Below are 18,082 nucleotides of genomic sequence, written 5' to 3' on the forward strand. Positions count from 1 at the left end.
CACTCTGCGCCTGATTGGCCTTCCACCAAATAGCCACTTCTGGAACAGTGGCCTCCATGGCCCCCCTCGTCTCCGCCTCCCGCATGGCCACGCTGCTCGGCGACTTCGACCGCTCGCCGGCCTACCTCGGTCTCGCCGAGGCCCTGCGCCTGGCCGTCGGCGACGGGCGCGTGCCCTTCGGCGCCCGCCTGCCGAGCGAGCGCGAGCTCACCACCGCGCTGGGGGTCTCGCGCACCACCGTCACGCGGGCGTACGCGCTGCTGGTCGAGCAGGGGTACGCCGTGACCCGCCGCGGCGCGGGCACCTTCGCGCACGTGCCCGGCGGACCGGACCGGGCCCGTGACCGGGCACTGACCCCGCGGCCCACCCGCACCGTGCCGCGCGCCGACGGCCTCGGCGACCGGGGCGGGCTGGGCGACGACGACCTGGTCGACCTCGTCTGCGCCGCCGGGAGCGCACCGCCGGGGGTCGCGGAGGCCTACGCCGCCGCGGTCGGCGACCTGCCGGCGTATCTGGGCGGGCACGGCTACTTCCCCACCGCCCTGCCCTGCCTGGCCGAGGCGGTGGCCGCGCTCTACGAGCGCCGCGGCGTCCCGACCAGCCCCGACCAGGTCGTGGTCACCGCCGGCGCCCTGGCCGGCACGGCGATCGTGGCGCAGGCGGTCCTCGGTCCCGGCGACCGGGCGCTGGTGGAGAACCCCGTCTACCCCAACGCCGTCCACGCGCTGCGCCACGCGGGCGCCCGGATCGCGACGGCCCCGGTCGCTCCCACGGCCTGGGACCTCGACGCGTACGCCGCGGCGCTGCGCCAGGCCGCGCCCCGGGCGGCGTACCTGATCTGCGACTTCCAGAACCCGACCGGCCACCTGCTCGACGACGCGGGCCGCGAGCGGCTCGCGGCCGACCTGCGCGCCGCGCACGCCGTGCCGGTCGTCGACGAGTCGCACCGCGACCTGCTGCTCGACGACGGGCCGATGCCCGCCCCGTTCGCCGCGCACGCCCCCGAGGCCATCAGCATCGGCAGCGCCAGCAAGGCCGTGTGGGGCGGCCTGCGGCTCGGGTGGCTGCGGATGCCCACCGCCGCGACGGCCGAGCTCGTCGAGGCCCGGCTCGGGCTCGACCTCGGGGCGCCGGTGCTCGAGCAGCTGGTGCTGACCCGGCTGCTCGCCACCTGGCCCGAGGTGGTCAGGGCCCAGCGCGAGCGGCTGCGCGCCCAGCGCGACCACCTGGTGGCACTGGTGCGCGAGCACCTCCCGGCCTGGCGGTTCACGGTGCCGCGGGGCGGGATGGTGCTGTGGTGCGAGCTGCCCGCGCCGAACGCCAGCGCCGTGGCACTGGCCGCCGAGCGGCGCGGCGTCGCGGTCTCGGCCGGGCCGCAGTTCGCGCCCGGGGGCGGCCTCGACCGGTTCGTGCGGCTGCCGTGGGTAGCGCCGCCCGACGAGCTGGAGCGGGGCGTACGCCGTCTCGCCGCGGCCGCCGCGGAGGTCGACGGCGACGAGCCCCGCGGCTCCGGACGACCTGCGGCGCCGGTGCTCGTCGCCTGAGCCGCCCGAGGTGCGGCGCGCTCAGCGCTGCGGGACCTCGCAGCCGTCGGGGCCGCAGACCTCGCCGCCGTCGGCGGGACCGGTCACGTCGACCAGGGTCGGACGCGCGTCGTCCCACGCCCGCTGCAGCGCCTGCGCGAAGACCTCGGTGGGCTGGGCACCGGAGATCCCGAACTTCGAGTCGAGCACGAAGAAGGGCACGCCGGTCGCGCCGTACGCCCGCGCCCGGGCCACGTCGGCGGCCACGGCGTCGGCGTACTCCTCGCTCGCCAGCACCTCGTCGACCCGGTCGGCCGCGAGCCCCGCACCGACCGCGACGTCGCGCAGCTCGGCGGGGTCCGAGACGTTGCGGGCCTGCTCGAAGTAGGCGGAGAGCAGCGTCTCCTTCAGGTCGCGCTGCTGGGCGGGACCGCCCTCGGCGAGCGCGAGGTGCAGCAGCCGGTGGGCCGCCGCCGTGCTGCCGTGCACGGTCTCGTCCTGGCGGAACGCCAGGCCCTCCTCCCGCGCGATCTGGTCGACCTGCTGCATCATCGCGGGCGCCTGCGGTCCGTACTTGCGGGTCAGCGCGTCCACCGTGCGCTCGGTGCCGTGCAGCGGCGCCGAGGGGTCCAGCTCGAAGCTGCGGTAGACGACCTCGACCTCGTCGGCGTGGGGGAAGTCGGCCAGCGCCGCCTCCAGCCGCCGCTTGCCGATGAAGCACCAGGGACACACGACGTCGGACCAGATCTCGATGCGCACGCCGCCCCAACCCCCGGCCCACCCCGGTTTGTTCCCCGGGGTCGGACGGGGGTCGGGCCAGGGTCCGTCCCCGATGCCGACCGGCACCTGCGACGGACAGGCTCGCCCCATGATCGAAGTCCAGGGACTGACCAAGACGTACGGCGCGCACCGCGCCGTCGACGACGTGACCTTCAGCGCCCGCCCCGGGCGCGTGACCGGCTTCCTCGGCCCCAACGGCGCCGGGAAGTCGACGACTATGCGGATGATGGTCGGCCTGACGCCGCCCAGCTCGGGCTCCGCCACCGTGTGCGGCGTGCCCTTCGCCGCACTGCCCAACCCGCCCCGTGAGGTCGGGGTGCTGCTGGACGCGTCCGCCCAGCACGCCGGCCGCACCGGGCGCGAGATCCTCGCCGTCGCCGCCCAGACCGCCGCGCTGCCCCGCCGCCGCGTCGAGGAGATGCTCGAGCTCGTCTCGCTGACCCGCACCGAGGCCGACCGACGGGTGCGCGACTACTCGCTCGGCATGCGCCAGCGGCTCGGCATCGCGGTCGCGCTGATCGGCGACCCCGACGTGCTGGTCCTCGACGAGCCCGCCAACGGCCTCGACCCCGCGGGCATCCGCTGGATGCGCGACCTGCTGCGCGGCTTCGCGGCCGACGGCGGCACGGTGCTGCTCTCCAGCCACCTGCTGCACGAGATCGAGGTGGTCGCCGACGACATCGTCGTGATCGGCCGCGGACGCATCGTCGCGCAGGGCACGAAGGCCGAGCTGCTCGAGCAGGCCGGCACCGTGGTCGCGCCCGCCGAGGCCACGGACGGCGCCGCGCTCGTCCGGGCCTGCGCCGGGGCCGGGCTCGACGTCGTGCGCCTCGGCGACGGCGCCCTGCGCGTCGAGGCCGACGGCACGACGGTCGGCCGCCTCGCCCACGCCGCGGGCGTACCCCTCGGCCGGCTGCAGGCCGCGGACGGAGCCGGGCTCGAGGAGATGTTCCTGCAGCTGACCGCCGACACCCAGCGCGAGGACGCCACCCACCCCGAAGGAGCAGCAGCATGAGCACCGCCACCACACCGCGCCCCGCCACCGCGACGGCGGCACCGGCGCCGACCGACGTCGTCCGCCCCCGCCGCACCGACGTCCGGCGGCCGTCCTTCGCGCGGCTCGTCGGGGTCGAGGCCCGCAAGACCTTCGACACCCGCGCCGGCTTCTGGCTCTGCGTCTCGATCGTGGTGCTGGCGGTCGTCGCCACCGGCGCCGTCATCGCGTTCGCGCCCGACTCCGCCCTGACCTACGCGCAGTTCTCCTCGGCCGTCGGGATCCCGATGGCGATCGTCCTGCCGATGCTGGCGATCCTCTCGGTCACCAGCGAGTGGAGCCAGCGCACCGGCCTCACCACCTTCACGATGGTGCCCTCGCGCGGACGGGTGATCGGGGCCAAGGCCGTGGTCACCGTGCTGGTCGGTGTCGTCTCGATGCTCGTGGCCCTGGGCGTCGGCGCCCTCGGGATGCTGCTGGGCACGGGGCTGGCGGGCGTCGGCCCGGTCTGGGACGTCGGCGCCGCCAACGTCGTGTCGATCGTGATCGCGAACCTGCTCGGCATGGCGGTCGGCTTCATGCTCGGCGTGGTGCTGCGCAGCTCGCCGGCCGCGATCGTCGGCTACTTCGTCTTCTCGTTCGTCGTGCCGACCCTCTCGATGACGCTGGCCGCGTTCCAGGAGTGGTGGGCCGACCTGCAGCCGTGGGCCGACTTCGGCTACGCGCAGACCGCCCTCTTCGAGGGCTGGCCCGACGGCGAGCAGTGGGCGCAGCTCGCGGTCGCCTCGCTGCCGTGGCTGGTCCTGCCCCTGGCCCTGGGCCTGTGGTTCGTGCGCCGCTCCGAGGTGAAGTGAGGCCCAGCCGTCACCGAGACCCTCGCCGAGACGGGCACCCGCGCAGCACGAGGCCCCCGGGACCAGCTGGTCCCGGGGGCCTCGTGGACGTGCGCGCGGTACGCCCGCCGGACGCGGCGGCTCAGCGCGCCGCGGTGCCCTCGGTGTAGTCGGCGTCGGTCTGCTGCCACGAGAAGTGGGCGCGCAGCTCCTTGCCCGTCTTCTCGATCGAGTGACCGGCCTCCTCGGCGCGCAGGCGGTTGAACTCCTCGCCGCCCTTGTCCTGGTCGTCGATGAAGCGCTTGGCGAAGGTGCCGTCCTGGATGTCGGCGAGGATGCCCTTCATCCGCTCCTTCGTGCCGGCGTCGACGACGCGGGGGCCGGAGACGTAGTCGCCGTACTCCGCGGTGTCGGAGACGCTCCAGCGCTGCTTGGCGATGCCGCCCTCCCACATGAGGTCCACGATGAGCTTGAGCTCGTGGAGCACCTCGAAGTAGGCGATCTCCGGCTGGTAGCCGGCGTCGGTCAGCGTCTCGAAGCCGGCCTGGACGAGGTGGCTCACGCCGCCGCACAGCACGGCCTGCTCGCCGAACAGGTCGGTCTCGGTCTCCTCGGTGAAGGTCGTCTTGATGACGCCGGCGCGGGTGCCGCCGATCGCCTTGGCGTACGACTTCGCGAGGTCCCAGGCCGAGCCGCTGGCGTCCTGCTCCACCGCGATGATGTCGGGGATGCCGCGACCGGCGACGTACTCGCGGCGCACGGTGTGTCCCGGCGCCTTCGGGGCGACGAGGATGACGTCGACGCCGGCCGGCGCCTCGATGTAGCCGAAGCGGATGTTGAAGCCGTGGCCGAACACGAGGGTGTCGCCCTCGGCGATGTGGGGCTCGATCGACTCCTTGTAGAGGTGGCGCTGCACCTGGTCCGGCGCCAGCACGACGATGACGTCGGCCTCCTCCACGGCCTCGGCGGGCGTGACGACCCGCAGGCCCTCGTCCTCGGCCTTGGCCCGGCTCTTCGAGCCCTCGGGCAGGCCGACGCGGACGTCGACGCCGGAGTCGCGCAGGTTGAGCGCGTGGGCGTGGCCCTGGCTGCCGTAACCGATGACGGCGACGTTCTTGCCCTGGATCAGGGACAGGTCGGCGTCGTCGTCGTAGTAGATCTCAGCCACGTCGGGCTTCTCCTTCTGGGTTGACTACTTCAGGGGGTACGTCGGTGGTGCCGGCGCTCAGCCGGCGACCGGTGCGACCCGCGCGGAGGCGGGCGCCGGGACCGGCACGGGACGCGCGGTGCGCTCCGTGATCGACCGGGAGCCGCGCCCGATCGCGACCATGCCGGACTGGACGAGCTCGCGGATGCCGAAGGGCTCGAGGATCCGCAGGAAGTCGGCGATCTTGCCGGCGTTGCCCGCGATCTGGATCGTCACGGCGTCGGGCGCCACGTCGATGACCTTGGCGCGGAAGAGCTGCACGGTGTCGAGGACCTGGCCGCGGGTCTCGGCGTCGGCGCGCACCTTGACCATGACCAGCTCGCGGTTGACCGAGTTCGTCGGGTCGAGCTCGACGATCTTGATCACCTCGACCAGCTTGTTGAGCTGCTTGACGACCTGCTCCATCGGCACCGACTCGACGTCGACGACGATCGTCATCCGAGAGATGTCGGGGTGCTCGGTGGGGCCCACGGCGAGGCTGTCGATGTTGAACCCGCGCCGGCTGAACAGGGCCGCGATGCGCGCCAGCACGCCGGGCTTGTCCTCGACCAGCACGGACAGCGTGTGCTTGCTGCTGCTCATCAGAGGTCGTCCTCGTCGAAGTCGGGCGCGAGGTCTCGCGCGTACTTGATGTCGTCGTTGCTCGTGCCGGCGGCGACCATCGGCCACACCATGGCGTCGCGGTGGACGCGGAAGTCGACGACGACGGGCACGTCGTCGATCGACATCGCCTTCTCGATCACCGCGTCGACGTCGTCGGGGCGCTCGCAGGCCAGGCCCACGCAGCCGTACGCGTCCGCGAGCTTCACGAAGTCGGGGATCCGCTTCGAGTGCAGGTCGGTGTTGGAGTAGCGGCCCTCGTAGAAGAGCGTCTGCCACTGGCGCACCATGCCGAGCGACTCGTTGTTGATCACGGCGACCTTGATCGGGATGCCCTCGATCGCGCAGGTCGCGAGCTCCTGGTTGGTCATCTGGAAGCAGCCGTCGCCGTCGATCGACCACACCGTCGTGTCGGGGCGGCCGACCTTCGCGCCCATCGCGGACGGCACGGAGAAGCCCATGGTGCCGAGACCGCCGGAGTTGATCCAGGTGCGGGGGTTCTCGTACTGCACGAAGTGCGTGGCCCACATCTGGTGCTGGCCCACGCCGGCGCAGTAGATGGCCTCGGGACCGGCGATCGCCGAGAGGCGCTCGATCACCAGCTGCGGCGCCAGCGAGCCGTCGGCCGGCGCGTCGTAGCCGAGGGGGTACTTGCTCTTGACGCCGGAGAGGAATGCCACCCAGCCCTCGTAGTCGCCGGTGTGGCCGGCGTCGGCCTGGGTGCGCAGCAGCGCGAGCAGCTCGGCGATGACCTCGCGGGCGTCGCCGACGATCGGCACGTCCGCGTGGCGGTTCTTGCCGATCTCGGCCGGGTCGATGTCGGCGTGCACGACCTTCGCGCCGGGCGCGAACGAGTCGAGGTTGCCGGTGACGCGGTCGTCGAAGCGCGCGCCGAGGCTGATGATGAGGTCGCTCTTCTGCAGGCCCGCGACCGCGGCCACCGTGCCGTGCATGCCCGGCATGCCGAGGTGCTGCGGGTGGCTGTCGGGGAAGGCGCCGCGCGCCATCAGGGTCGTCACGACCGGCATGCCGGTGAACTCCGCGAGCGCGAGCAGCTCGCGCGACCCGCCGGAGCGGATCACGCCGCCGCCGACGTAGAGCACCGGCTTGCGCGCCTCGAGGATGAGCTTGACCGCCTCGCGGATCTGCTTCGCGTGCGGGTGGGTGACGGGCCGGTAGCCCGGCAGGTTCAGCTCGGTCGGCCACCGGAACGTCGTCTGCGCCTGGAGCGCGGACTTCGCGATGTCGACGAGCACGGGACCGGGGCGGCCGGTCTGCGCGATGTGGAAGGCCTCGGCGATCCGCACCGGGATCTCGGCCGGGTCGGTGACGAGGAAGTTGTGCTTGGTGATCGGCATGGTGATGCCGCGGATGTCCGCCTCCTGGAAGGCGTCCGTGCCGATCATGGAGGCGCCGACCTGGCCGGTGACGGCCACCATCGGGACGGAGTCCATGTGGGCGTCGGCCAGCGGCGTGACCAGGTTCGTCGCACCGGGCCCGGAGGTGGCCATGCAGACGCCGACGCGGCCGGTCGCCGTGGCGTACCCCTGGGCGGCGTGGCCGCCGGCCTGCTCGTGGCGCACCAGGATGTGGCGGATCTGGGTGGAGTCCATCAGCGGGTCGTACGCCGGGAGGATCGCCCCGCCCGGGATGCCGAAGATGGTGTCCACACCGGCGCTCTCCAGCGACGCGACGAGGCTCTGGGCCCCGGTCATCGTCGCGGACGCCGCCTCGCTCTGCTCACTCATCAGTCGAACTTCCTCGTCGGCCGGTGCGTGCTCGCTCCGGCGCTGCTCGTCGTGGTCGTGCTGGTCGGCGCCGGCCCGCTCCGGCTGCGGACCAGTGTCCTCCGCCCGGGTCGGGCCAACAAAAAACCCCTCGGCCTGTCGGCGACGAGGGGATGACACGTGGGCGTTGGGGCCGGTAGGCCTCAGCTCACGCGTCGCGTGCGTACGAGAAGGTCGGTGCGCATGGGTCCAACGGTCGCCGGTGGGCCTCACCACGTCAACCAGTCTGCCATCGCGTCCCACACTCTGGTACGCCGGTCCCACATTCCGACCATCGCGGCCCTCGGCCGAGCGGCGCAGGTCAGCTCCGGTCCTGCCAGGTGCAGACGCAGGCCTTGTTGCCCTCGGCGTCCTCGAGGACCCAGAAGGCCTTGGCCGCCGCGTCGCTGACCAGCCGGCCGCCGGCGGCCAGGGCGGCGTCCACCCGGCCGAGCGCCACGTCGTGCGGCACGGTGATGTCGAGGTGGAAGCGCATCCGCCCCGCCGGGGCGTCGGCCGGCTCGGGCTCGCACTCCTGGAACCACATCCCGGGCAGGCCGGTGGCGGGGTCGGCGAGGTCGTCGGGCAGCGGTCCGTCCTCCATCCCGAGCACGGCTCGCCAGAAGGGCTTGACCGCGGCGTGGTCGGGGGTGTCCAGCGCGATCTCGAGCGCCTGGACCGTGCGCGGCTGCGCACGGGCGCCGAGCTCCGCGGCCAGGGCGCTCACCCGGCGTGCGAGCTCGACGTCGCGCTCGGTCACGCCGTTCGCGTCGTGGCTCCAGGTCACCACGCGCAGCGCACCGAAGCGCAGGTCGAGCTCGGGGTGGTGGTCGAGCTCGGTGGCCGCTGCGGCGACGCGGGCCGTGAGCTCGGTGGCCGTGCGGTAGTCGTCGACGACGAAGCGGGCGTGGAGCCGGGTCAGCAGCAGCCGCCAGTCCGGCAGGTCGGCGGCGAGCACCTGCTCGCCCGTGAGCGTGGGAACGGTGGCCATGGGGTCCATGAAAGCACCGCGACGTCCGCGACGGGACCCCCATGGGGGCCGCCGGACCCGCTTCGTCGGCCTCGGTCACGACGGGTCACGGTCTGGAAAATTCCGTCCGCGCACCGGTGGGCAACCGGCGATCCGCGGTCTAAGGTGCAGCAACCGCCGGACGTCTTCCGCCCTCGAGATCGGGATCGAGGTCGCGCCCGTCGGTCGAAAGGAATACCCGGTGTCCCTGAGTCCGTCCCGCAGATGGGTCGGCATCGCCGTCGCCGCTCTCGGCGCGTCCCTGCTGAGCATCTCCCCCGCTTCGTCCACACCGACCGAGGGCGGGGCCGCGACCGGCGCCGAGCCGGTCGAGATCCCCGAGTCCGCGGCTCCCGAGGGCGGTCGCACCGTCCTCTCCCCCAGCCTCGACCTCGACCGCCAGGGCCGTCAGACGGTCTTCGTCCAGCTCTCCGGCCAGGGTGCCGCGTCCGCGGCCGCCGCCGCGTCGGCGTCCCGCGCCCAGTCGACGGCCACCCAGCGCCGCTCGCAGATCGAGTCGACCGCGGAGACCGTCGTCGGCGCGGCCCAGCGTGCCGACAGCGGCGCGACGGAGGCGTACACGGTCACCAACGCGGTGCCCGGCGTCGCCGTGACGGCCAACTCGGTCGGCATCCGCGCGCTGGCCAACCAGCGCGGCGTCGTCAAGGTCTCGCCGGTGCGCCGCCACGAGACGAACAACTCCAGCGCCGCGGCGCTGCTGCGCTCCAACACGGTGTGGCAGGCGGCCGCCAACGCGGGCGCCGGGGTCAAGATCGGCGTCATCGACACCGGCATCGACTACACCCACGCCACGTTCGGCGGCGAGGGCACCCGCGAGGCCTACGAGGAGGCGTTCGCGGCCGGCACGGAGGCCGGTTGGCGCGAGGCGCTGCCCGCCCTGGGCCAGGCCAAGATCGCCGGCGGCTACGACTTCGTCGGCGACGACTACAACGCCGACCCCGAGGCCGGCGAGGCGTACAACCCGGTCCCCGCGCCCGACCCGAACCCGCTCGACTGCGAGGGCCACGGCACGCACGTCGCGGGCAGCGCCGGCGGCTACGGCGTGACGGGCGACGGCGACACGTTCGCGGGCAAGTACGGCTCGCTCGACGCCGACGCGCTCGAGGAGATGCAGATCGGGCCGGGCATGGCGCCGCGCGCCAGCCTCTACGGCCTGCGCGTCTTCGGCTGCGCCGGCAGCACCGACCAGGTCATCGCCGCCCTCGACTGGGCGCTCGACCCCAACGGCGACGGTCGCTTCGACGACCGCCTCGACATCGTCAACATGTCGCTCGGCTCGTCGTTCGCGCCGACCGACGACCCGGAGAACGCGGTCATCGACGAGCTCACGCGCCACGGCGTGCTGACGGTCGCCTCCAACGGCAACTCCGGCGACCTCACCGACGCCGGCGGCTCCCCGGGCAGCGCCACGAGCGCCCTGACGGTCGCCAGCTCGGTGGACGCGCTGCAGACGCGTGACGCCATCGAGGTCACGGCTCCGTCCTCCGTCGCCGGCCAGGCCGCCGGCCAGTTCTCGGTCGCCTACGACTGGGCGGGCGAGCCGCCGGTCTCCGGCACCGTCGCCACGGTCCCCGGCAACCTCGACGGTTGCGCGCCCTTCACCAGCGAGCAGGCCGCGCTGGTGGCCGGCAAGGTCGCCTGGCTGGAGTGGGACGACAACGACGCGACCCGCGCGTGCGGCTCCGTCGCCCGCGCCCAGAACGCTCGTGAGGCCGGGGCGATCGGCTCGCTGTTCACCAGCGACCTCGACGTCTTCGGCGCCGGCATCTCCGGCGACACCGAGATCCCGGTCGTCCAGCTCACGGGCACCGAGACGGAGCGCCTGCGCGCCGCGGCGGAGGAGGGCACCCTCGAGGTGACCTTCGACGGCGACCTCGCGCAGAGCCTGCCGACCTACGACGACGACATCACCGACACGGTCTCCGGCTTCACCTCGCGCGGCGGCCACGGCACCCGCAGCGTGGTCAAGCCCGACGTCGCCGCTCCCGGCGACACGATCAGCTCGGCCGCCGTCGGCAGCGGCAACGGCGCCGCGTCGCTCTCGGGCACCTCGATGGCCGCCCCGGTCACCGCCGGTGTCGCCGCCCTCGTGCTCGCGCAGAACCCGACGTTCACGCCGGGCGAGGTCAAGGCCGCGGTCATGAACACGGCCAACAACGACCTCTACACGGGCGCCGACCGCTCGGGCGAGGTCTACGGCCCGGCCCGCGTGGGCGCCGGTCGCATCGACGCGCGCTCCGCCACCACGACCCGCACCCAGGTGTGGGCCCAGGGCGCCAACAGCCCGGTGTCCGCGACGTTCGGCGTGGTCAACGTGCCGATCACCGAGGGCCAGGTCACGCGCTCCAAGACGATCACGGTCCGCAACGCGGACGCGCGGTCGCAGACGTACGCCCTCGGCTACGAGGCCGCGACCGAGCAGCCGGGCGTCAGCTACACCCTCTCGTCGCGGTCGCTGACGGTGCCCGCCCGCTCCTCGCGGACGTTCACGGTCACGATGGTGGTCGACACCGACGCCCTCGGGCGCACGATCGACCCGACGATGGAGCTCGACCAGCTCGGCGTCCCGCGCCAGTTCGTCAGCGCCGCCTCGGGCCGCATCACGGTCCAGGCGTCCGGCAAGCTGCAGCACCGCGTGCCGGTGCACGGCGTGGCCCGTCCGAACTCGACGACGTCGACCAGCCTGGCCAACAACCAGCTCGTCCTCGACGGCGCCGGGGTCGACCAGGGCGAGTCCACCTCGCGCCAGCGCTCCCTCGTCTCGGTCCTCGAGCTCGGCGAGCGTTCGGGCCAGCTGCCCGTGTGCACGCCGACCCAGGTCGTCGGCTGCGTCGACCAGGGCTCCGACCGCGGCAACGACCTGCAGGCCGTGGGCGCCGGCGCCACCGACGAGTGGCTCTGGTTCGGCATCGACACGTGGGCCGACTGGGCGACGCAGGGTCGCACGGCGATCCCGTACGTCACCTACGACGTGGACGGCGACGGCACCCCCGACGTCGAGACGTCCCTGCAGTTCCTGCCGGACACGGACGTGCTCTACTCCGTGACGGTGGACCTCTCGAACGGCGCGACGCTCGACCTGCAGCCGGTGAACTTCTTCGACGCCGACGTCGACACCAACGTGTTCGACACCGACGTCGTGCTGCTGCCGGTCTCCAAGGAGGCCGTCGGCCTCTCGACCGACGGCTCGAGCGCACCGATCACCTACAGCGTGGGCGTCTTCGACGCCTACACGGGTGGCGACGCCGACTCGACGGGTGACATCACCTTCGACGCCGGCACGCCGGCCATCTCCACCGCCGGTCCGCTGTTCGAGGACAACGACGGCGCCACGATCGACCTCAGCGGTGCGGGCGGCGCGGACGCGCTCGTCCTCCACCTCTACGGGGCCCCCGGTCGCCGTGGCGAGATCGTCTCGGTGCCCGGCGTGAGCTGATCGCACCACCGCACCACCGCGCGACGGCCGTCGCCCCTCCGGGGGCGGCGGCCGTTCGTCGTCCCCCGGGCCGCTGCTGCGGGTCAGCCGTCGACGACGGGCAGCGCGGCGGTGCGCACGACGGCGCCGTCGGGGGCCTCGATGACGAGCTCGCGCACGTCCTCGCGCAGCACCGCGGCGTTGAGGCTGCAGTGGATCGGCACCTCGGAGCCGAGGAAGGCGCCCGCGCTGTAGCGCTCGCCGTCGCTCGCCACGAAGCTCACCTCGTAGGTCGCGCCGGCCTCCAGGCCCTCGACGTCCAGGACGGCCTCGGTGCCCCAGGTGTGCGCCACGAGCACGGCGTCGACGTCCGTGGCGCCGTCGGGGTCGTCCGCCCCGGGGCTGCTCTCCCCCTCGAAGCGCACCGGCTCGTGCGCCCCGAGGGTGCCCGGCGGTCCGGTCGGCGCGGCCGCCGGGGCGTCGCCCGGTCCGCCCGCGGGGTCGCCGTCGGAGAGCACGCCCGTCGCGACGGCGCCCAGGCCGGCGCCCACGACCAGCGCCGCCGCGGCGGCCAGGAGCGGCGCGCGACGCGGCCGCGACGCGACGGGCGCGACGGCGGGCTCGGCGGCGGGCTCGGCGGGCGTCGGCACCAGCCAGGGGTCGAGGTCGCCGACGCGGTCGGACAGGAGCGTCAGCTCCGCGACCTCGGCCGCCAGCGCCGGGTCCGCGGCGCACAGCGCGTCGAGCTCGGCGCGCTCCGCGGCGTCGAGGTCGCCGGTGGCCGCCGCGGCGACGAGCTCCTCGCGGCGCTGCTGCTCCGGTGTCGTGCTCATCGTGCGTCCTCCCCACCCGTGGTCCGGTCGGCGTCCTCCAGCAGGCGCCGCATCGCGCGCAGCGCGTGGTACATCCTCGTGCGCAGCGTCGCGATCGGCACGCCCTCGCGCTCGGCGACCTCGGCGTACGTCAGCTGCTCCAGGCGCACCGCCACCACCACGGCGCGGTGCTCCTCGCTCAGCTGCGCGAGCGCCCAGACGAGGGTCACGCGGTCCTCGACGGTCTCGGCGTGCCCCGGGTGGGCGGCCTCCTCGCTGCCGACCGCCACGAGGCTCCGGCGGGCCCGGCGGTCGCGGGCGCGGACGTGGTCGACGACGACGTTGCGGGCGATCGCGAACAGCCAGGTCCGCACGCCGGCCCGGCGGGGGTCGTAGCGCTCGCGTGCCTGCCAGGCCCGCGTGAAGGTGTCCTGCACGCACTCCTCCGCCGTGCCGCGGTCGCGCAGCGCGTTGAGGGCGAAGCCCAGCAGCTCCGGCGCGTGGAGCCGGTGGGCCTCGGCGAGGTCGAGGTCGGCCATCGCGGTCACGATAGCCAGCCGGGGCCGAGCGCCGAGGGCCACGGGCGCGGCGGGCAGGTCGGGGGCGAGGGACACGCAAGGGGTACGCCGTGGGTCGCCGCCGCGTTCACTCCCGCCCCGATCGGGTCGCCCGGGAAGAAATCCGGGACGGGGGTGAACGCGGCGGCCGCGGGCGGCGTACTCCCTGCCGAGGTGCGTCGCTCGGCGTGCCCGACGACGAAGGAGATGGAATGTCCACGACCCGACCCGTCCTCCGGCTCACCGCCCTCGCGGGCGCCGCCGCCCTCACCCTGGCCGCCACCGCGGCGCCGGCCTCCGCCGAGACCGAGGTGCCGGAGCCCGACTCCTTCACGAGCGCGTTCACCGTCATGGCGACGCCCGACACGATCATCAACCCGGACGGCGAGGCCGTCCCGGGCGAGGAGGGCGCCACCGGCACCTTCACCTTCCGGGTCAACTCCGACGAGGAGATCATCTGCTACGACATCACCCTCCAGGGCGTGACGGGCGAGTACGAGAGCCCGGCGAAGACCGCCACGCACATCCACGCGGCCCCGGCCGGCCAGGGCGGTCCCCCGCGCATCGCGTTCCCGAACCCGGAGGGTGACGACTCGTCGCGCACCTCCAGCGGCTGCCTGCAGGGTCCGTTCACCACCGGCGTCGAGGCCGACGGCGCGGACACGGGCGACGGCTTCACGCTCGCGGACCTCGAGGCCGACCCGGCCTCCTTCTCGGCCGACACGCACACCGCCGAGTTCGTGGCGGGCGCCGTGCGCGGCCAGCTGACCGAGATCCCGGTCGGCGGCGTGGACACCGGTGCGGGCGGCCTCGCCACCACCACCGAGGCCGCGGGCACCGGGGCCACCGCCGCGGCCCTGACCGGCGTCGCGCTCCTGACCGTGGTCGGGGCCGCCGGCGCGGTCGCCCTGCGCCGCAAGGCGTGACCCGACCCGCGTCCCGGCGTCGTCGCCGCGCCGCAGCCGTCGCCGTCGTCGCCGCCGTGCTCCTCGCGGGGTGCGGCGGTGGCGGCGGTGACAGCGGTGACGGCGCCGCGGGTTCGGACGACGCCCCGGCGCCCACCTCGTCGGGCTCGGCCGCACCGGGGGTGACGGCCGAGTCATCGGACGGGACGCCGGAGGGGACCGGCGACGGCGACGAGCCCGTGCGCGTCGAGATCCCGGCCATCGGCGTCGACGAGGCGCCCATCGACCTGGGCACGGCCGCCAACGGCGAGCTGGAGGTGCCCGAGGACCCGGACCGCGTCGGGTGGTTCACCGGCGGAGGACGACCGGGCGGTCGCGGGCCGACCGTCGTGGTCGGTCACCTCGACGCCGTGGACGGGCCCGCGGTCTTCGCCGACCTGCCCGACCTGGTCGCCGGCGACGAGGTCGTGGTGACCACGGCCGACGGCACGGCGGTGCGCTACGTCGTCGACCGCACCGAGGACGTCCCGCAGGACGAGTTCCCCACCACCGCGGTCTTCGGGGCGACCCCGGACGACCAGCTGCGCCTCATCACCTGCACCGGTCCCTACGACCGCGCGATCGGGCGCTACACGGAGAACCGCGTGGTCTACGCCTCGCCGGCCTGACCGACCCGGACCAGCTCGTCGCGCACCGCGACGAGACCGGCGCGCACCTCGGCGTACGACGTCGAGAGCGGCGCCAGGCCCACCCGCAGCCCGTCGGGATCGCGGTAGTCGGGGAGCACGTCGCGGCGCCATAGCGCGGCGACCACCTCGCGCATCGCCGGGTGGCGCAGCGTGACGTGCCCACCGCGGCGGGCCGGGTCGCGCGGGGTGGCGAGCTCCACCCCGAGCGGGGCGAGCAGGTCGTCGGCGAGCTCGACGGCGTACCCCGTCAGCCCCACCGACTTCTCCCGCACCGCGGCCACGCCCACCTCGTCGAGGAGGGCGACGGTCGCGGCCAGCGGCTGCATCGCCAGCACGGCGGGGGTGCCGGAGAGGAAGCGGCGCATCCCGGTCGCCGGCGTGTGGCCCGGCCCCATCGCGAACGGGTCGGCGTGCCCCATCCAGCCCGTGATGGGCTGGCGCAGCCGTTCCTGCAGCCGGCGGGCGACGTAGACGTACGCCGGGGAGCCCGGGCCGCCGTTGAGGTACTTGTACGTGCACCCCACCGCGACGTCGACGTCCGCCGCGTCGAGCCGGACCTCCACCGCCCCGGCGGAGTGGCACAGGTCGGCGAGCACCGTCGCCCCGGCCGCGTGGGCGGCCGCGGTGAGGGCGGCGAGGTCCAGCAGGTGCCCCGAGCGGTACGCCACGTGGCTGGCCAGGACGACCGCCGTCGTCGGGCCCAGCACGCCGGTGAGGGCCTCCACCTCGATGCCGCCGTCGGTGGGCACCTCGAGCCAGCGCACGACAGCGCCGGTCTCCGCGGCCACGCCCTCGACGACGTAGCGGTCGGTCGGGAAGTTGTCGGTGTCCACGACGATCTCGACCCGGGCCGGGTCGCGGTCGCGGGCCTCGGCCACGAGGGCACGCAGCATCTTGTAGAGCAGCACGGTGGTGGAGTCCCCCACCGCCGTCTGCCCGGGCCCGGCGCCCAGGACGACGCGGCCGAGCTCGTCGCCGAGGGTGAGCGGCAGGTCGAACCAGCCCTCGTCCCAGCCGCGGATCAACCGTGTGCCCCAGTCCTGCTCGACGAAGGCGGCCATCCGGGCCGCCGTCGCGGCGAGCGGGCGGCCCAGCGAGTTGCCGTCGAGGTAGACCAGGTCGGTGCCGGCGCCGACGAAGCGCTCGCGCAGCGGACCCAGCGGGTCCTCGCGGTCGAGGCCCGCCGGGTCGCGGTGCGTCACGCGGGTGCTCGTCAGCCCGTGACGGCGCCGTGCGCCGCCGACTGCACGGTGCGGGCGTACTTGCCGAGCACGCCGCGGGTGTACTTCGGGGGCAGCGGCTCCCAGCCGACCTTGCGGCGCTCGAGCTCCTCGGGGTCGATGTCGACGTCGAGGCGGCGGTTGGCCACGTCGAGGGTGATCGGGTCGCCGTCGCGCACGAACGCGATCGGACCGGCGTCGACGGCCTCGGGCGCGACGTGGCCGACGCACAGGCCGGTCGTGCCACCGGAGAAGCGGCCGTCGGTCAGCAGCAGCACGTCCTTGCCGAGACCGGCGCCCTTGATCGCACCGGTGATGGCGAGCATCTCGCGCATGCCGGGACCGCCCTTGGGGCCCTCGTAGCGGATCACCACGACGTCGCGCGCCTTCAGCTCGCCGGCCGCGAGGGCGTCCATCGCGGCCTTCTCGCCGTCGAAGACGCGCGCGGTGCCCTCGAAGACCGACTCGTCGAAGCCGGCCGACTTCACGACGGCGCCCTCCGGGGCCAGCGTGCCGTGCAGGATCGTCAGGCCGCCCGTGGCGTGGATCGGGCGGTCGAGCTTGCGGATCACGTCGTCGTCGACCTGCGGCGGGGCGATGTCGGCGAGGTTCTCCGCCATCGTCCGACCCGTCACCGTGAGGCAGTCGCCGTGCAGGAGGCCCGCGTCGAGCAGGGCCTTCATGACCATCGGGATGCCGCCCTTCTGGTCGACGTCGTACATCACGTACTTGCCGAAGGGCTTGAGGTCGCCCAGGTGCGGGACCTTGTCGCCGACCCGGTTGAAGTCGTCGAGGGTCAGGTCCACCTCGGCCTCGCGGGCGATGGCCAGCAGGTGCAGCACCGCGTTGGTGGAGCCGCCCAGGGCCATCACGACGGTGATGGCGTTCTCGAACGCCTCCTTCGTCATGATCTGGCGCGCGGTGATGCCGCGGCGCAGCATCTCCACGACCGCCTCGCCGGACTTGTGGGCGAAGCCGTCACGACGGCGGTCGACGGCCGGCGGCGCGGCCGAGCCGGGGATGGACATGCCGAGCGCCTCGGCCACGGCGGCCATGGTGTTGGCCGTGTACATGCCGCCGCAGGCGCCCTCGCCGGGGCAGATCGCCCGCTCGACCTTGTCGACCTCCTCCTGCGAGATCTTGCCGGCCAGGCAGGCGCCGACGGCCTCGAAGGCGTCGATGATCGTGACGTCGCGGCCGTCCACCTTGCCGGGCATGATCGAGCCGGCGTAGAGGAAGACGCTGGCCAGGTCGAGGCGGGCCGCGGCCATCAGCATGCCGGGCAGCGACTTGTCGCAGCCCGCGAGCAGCACGGAGCCGTCGAGGCGCTCGGCCATCATCACCGTCTCGACGGAGTCGGCGATCACCTCGCGCGAGACCAGCGAGAAGTGCATGCCCTCGTGGCCCATCGAGATGCCGTCGGAGACCGAGATGGTGCCGAACTCGAGCGGGTAGCCGCCGGCCGCGTGCACGCCGTTCTTCACGGCCTTCGCGAGCCGGTCGAGCGGCAGGTTGCACGGCGTGATCTCGTTCCACGACGACGCGACGCCGATCTGCGGCTTCTGCCAGTCGTCGTCACCCATGCCGACGGCGCGCAGCATGCCGCGCGCGGCCGTCGCCTGGAGGCCGTCCGTGACGTCGCGCGAGCGCGGCTTGATGTCGGGCGTGCTGGGAGCCGCGGTCGCGGCAGGGGTCGTCGAGGGCGTGCCACCGGTCATGGCGTCAGGGTAGACCTGCGCGGACGCGCCGGC

General features: G+C 74.1%; 15 protein-coding genes. 6 read left to right on the top strand and 9 right to left on the bottom strand.

Going from position 1 to position 18,082, the window contains the following annotated elements:
• Positions 1-56 precede the first annotated feature (56 nt).
• A complete protein-coding gene (gene yczR, locus RDV89_RS01770) occupies positions 57-1,544 on the top strand; it encodes a MocR-like transcription factor YczR (protein WP_315730810.1) in 1,488 nt (495 codons plus the stop codon).
• Between the two features lie 21 nt (positions 1,545-1,565).
• On the opposite strand, the gene RDV89_RS01775 is transcribed toward yczR, so the two are convergent.
• Positions 1,566-2,282 carry a DsbA family oxidoreductase gene (locus RDV89_RS01775; RefSeq protein WP_315730811.1) on the bottom strand — a complete coding sequence of 239 codons (717 nt, stop codon included), beginning with the start codon at positions 2,280-2,282 and terminating at the stop codon, positions 1,566-1,568.
• Positions 2,283-2,391: 109 nt separating this feature from the next.
• Here RDV89_RS01775 and RDV89_RS01780 point away from each other — a divergent pair, with 109 nt between their 5' ends.
• Together RDV89_RS01780 and RDV89_RS01785 are read left to right on the top strand one after the other, a co-directional pair.
• A complete protein-coding gene (locus RDV89_RS01780) occupies positions 2,392-3,318 on the top strand; it encodes an ABC transporter ATP-binding protein (protein ID WP_315730812.1) in 927 nt (308 codons plus the stop codon).
• Positions 3,315-4,151, top strand: a complete 837-nt coding sequence (locus tag RDV89_RS01785) for an ABC-2 transporter permease (protein ID WP_315730813.1) — start codon at positions 3,315-3,317, stop codon at positions 4,149-4,151. Before RDV89_RS01780 ends, RDV89_RS01785 begins: the two co-directional genes overlap by 4 nt.
• Before the next feature lie 121 nt (positions 4,152-4,272).
• Here RDV89_RS01785 and ilvC read toward each other — a convergent pair whose 3' ends face one another.
• From ilvC to RDV89_RS01805, 4 genes are read right to left on the bottom strand one after another with little or no spacing between them, the layout of a single operon-like run.
• Positions 4,273-5,298 carry a ketol-acid reductoisomerase gene (gene ilvC / locus RDV89_RS01790; RefSeq protein ID WP_315730814.1) on the bottom strand — a complete coding sequence of 342 codons (1,026 nt, stop codon included), beginning with the start codon at positions 5,296-5,298 and terminating at the stop codon, positions 4,273-4,275.
• A 57-nt stretch (positions 5,299-5,355) separates the two neighbouring features.
• Positions 5,356-5,919 (bottom strand): acetolactate synthase small subunit, encoded by a 564-nt coding sequence (gene ilvN, locus RDV89_RS01795; RefSeq protein WP_315730815.1) that lies wholly within the window; start codon positions 5,917-5,919, stop codon positions 5,356-5,358.
• Positions 5,919-7,988 carry an acetolactate synthase large subunit gene (locus RDV89_RS01800; RefSeq protein WP_315730816.1) on the bottom strand — a complete coding sequence of 690 codons (2,070 nt, stop codon included), beginning with the start codon at positions 7,986-7,988 and terminating at the stop codon, positions 5,919-5,921. The genes ilvN and RDV89_RS01800 overlap by 1 nt, the downstream gene beginning before the upstream one ends.
• 37 nt (positions 7,989-8,025) lie before the next feature.
• Complete coding sequence (locus RDV89_RS01805) at positions 8,026-8,694, bottom strand: 4a-hydroxytetrahydrobiopterin dehydratase (protein ID WP_315730817.1); 669 nt, start codon at positions 8,692-8,694, stop codon at positions 8,026-8,028.
• A 220-nt stretch (positions 8,695-8,914) separates the two neighbouring features.
• Between RDV89_RS01805 and RDV89_RS01810 the strand changes: the two genes are divergently transcribed.
• Positions 8,915-12,169, top strand: coding sequence for a S8 family peptidase (locus RDV89_RS01810; protein ID WP_315730818.1), 3,255 nt, complete (start codon positions 8,915-8,917; stop codon positions 12,167-12,169).
• Positions 12,170-12,252: 83 nt separating this feature from the next.
• Here the strand turns inward: RDV89_RS01810 and RDV89_RS01815 are convergent, their stop codons facing one another.
• The gene (locus RDV89_RS01815) at positions 12,253-12,981 is read right to left on the bottom strand and encodes a hypothetical protein (RefSeq protein ID WP_315730819.1); all 729 of its coding nucleotides are present in this window, start codon (positions 12,979-12,981) and stop codon (positions 12,253-12,255) included.
• On the bottom strand, positions 12,978-13,499 hold the full coding sequence (locus tag RDV89_RS01820) for an RNA polymerase sigma factor (RefSeq protein ID WP_315730820.1): 522 nt from the start codon (positions 13,497-13,499) through the stop codon (positions 12,978-12,980). Before RDV89_RS01820 ends, RDV89_RS01815 begins: the two co-directional genes overlap by 4 nt.
• A 230-nt stretch (positions 13,500-13,729) precedes the next feature.
• On the opposite strand from RDV89_RS01820, the gene RDV89_RS01825 reads away from it, so the two are divergent.
• On the top strand, positions 13,730-14,443 hold the full coding sequence (locus RDV89_RS01825; protein WP_315730821.1) for a CHRD domain-containing protein: 714 nt from the start codon (positions 13,730-13,732) through the stop codon (positions 14,441-14,443).
• Positions 14,440-15,090, top strand: coding sequence for a class F sortase (locus tag RDV89_RS01830; RefSeq protein ID WP_315730823.1), 651 nt, complete (start codon positions 14,440-14,442; stop codon positions 15,088-15,090). Before RDV89_RS01825 ends, RDV89_RS01830 begins: the two co-directional genes overlap by 4 nt.
• On the opposite strand, the gene RDV89_RS01835 is transcribed toward RDV89_RS01830, so the two are convergent.
• Both RDV89_RS01835 and ilvD read right to left on the bottom strand, forming a co-directional pair.
• Entirely contained in the window at positions 15,072-16,313 is a 1,242-nt protein-coding gene (locus RDV89_RS01835) for a kynureninase (RefSeq protein WP_315730824.1), read from the bottom strand. The genes RDV89_RS01830 and RDV89_RS01835 overlap by 19 nt on opposite strands.
• Positions 16,314-16,324: 11 nt before the next feature.
• Entirely contained in the window at positions 16,325-18,049 is a 1,725-nt protein-coding gene (gene ilvD / locus RDV89_RS01840) for a dihydroxy-acid dehydratase (RefSeq protein ID WP_315730826.1), read from the bottom strand.
• Positions 18,050-18,082: the final 33 nt, after the last annotated feature.

The organism is Nocardioides imazamoxiresistens (genome assembly GCF_032378595.1).
Classification (GTDB): Bacteria; Actinomycetota; Actinomycetes; order Propionibacteriales; family Nocardioidaceae; genus Nocardioides; species Nocardioides imazamoxiresistens.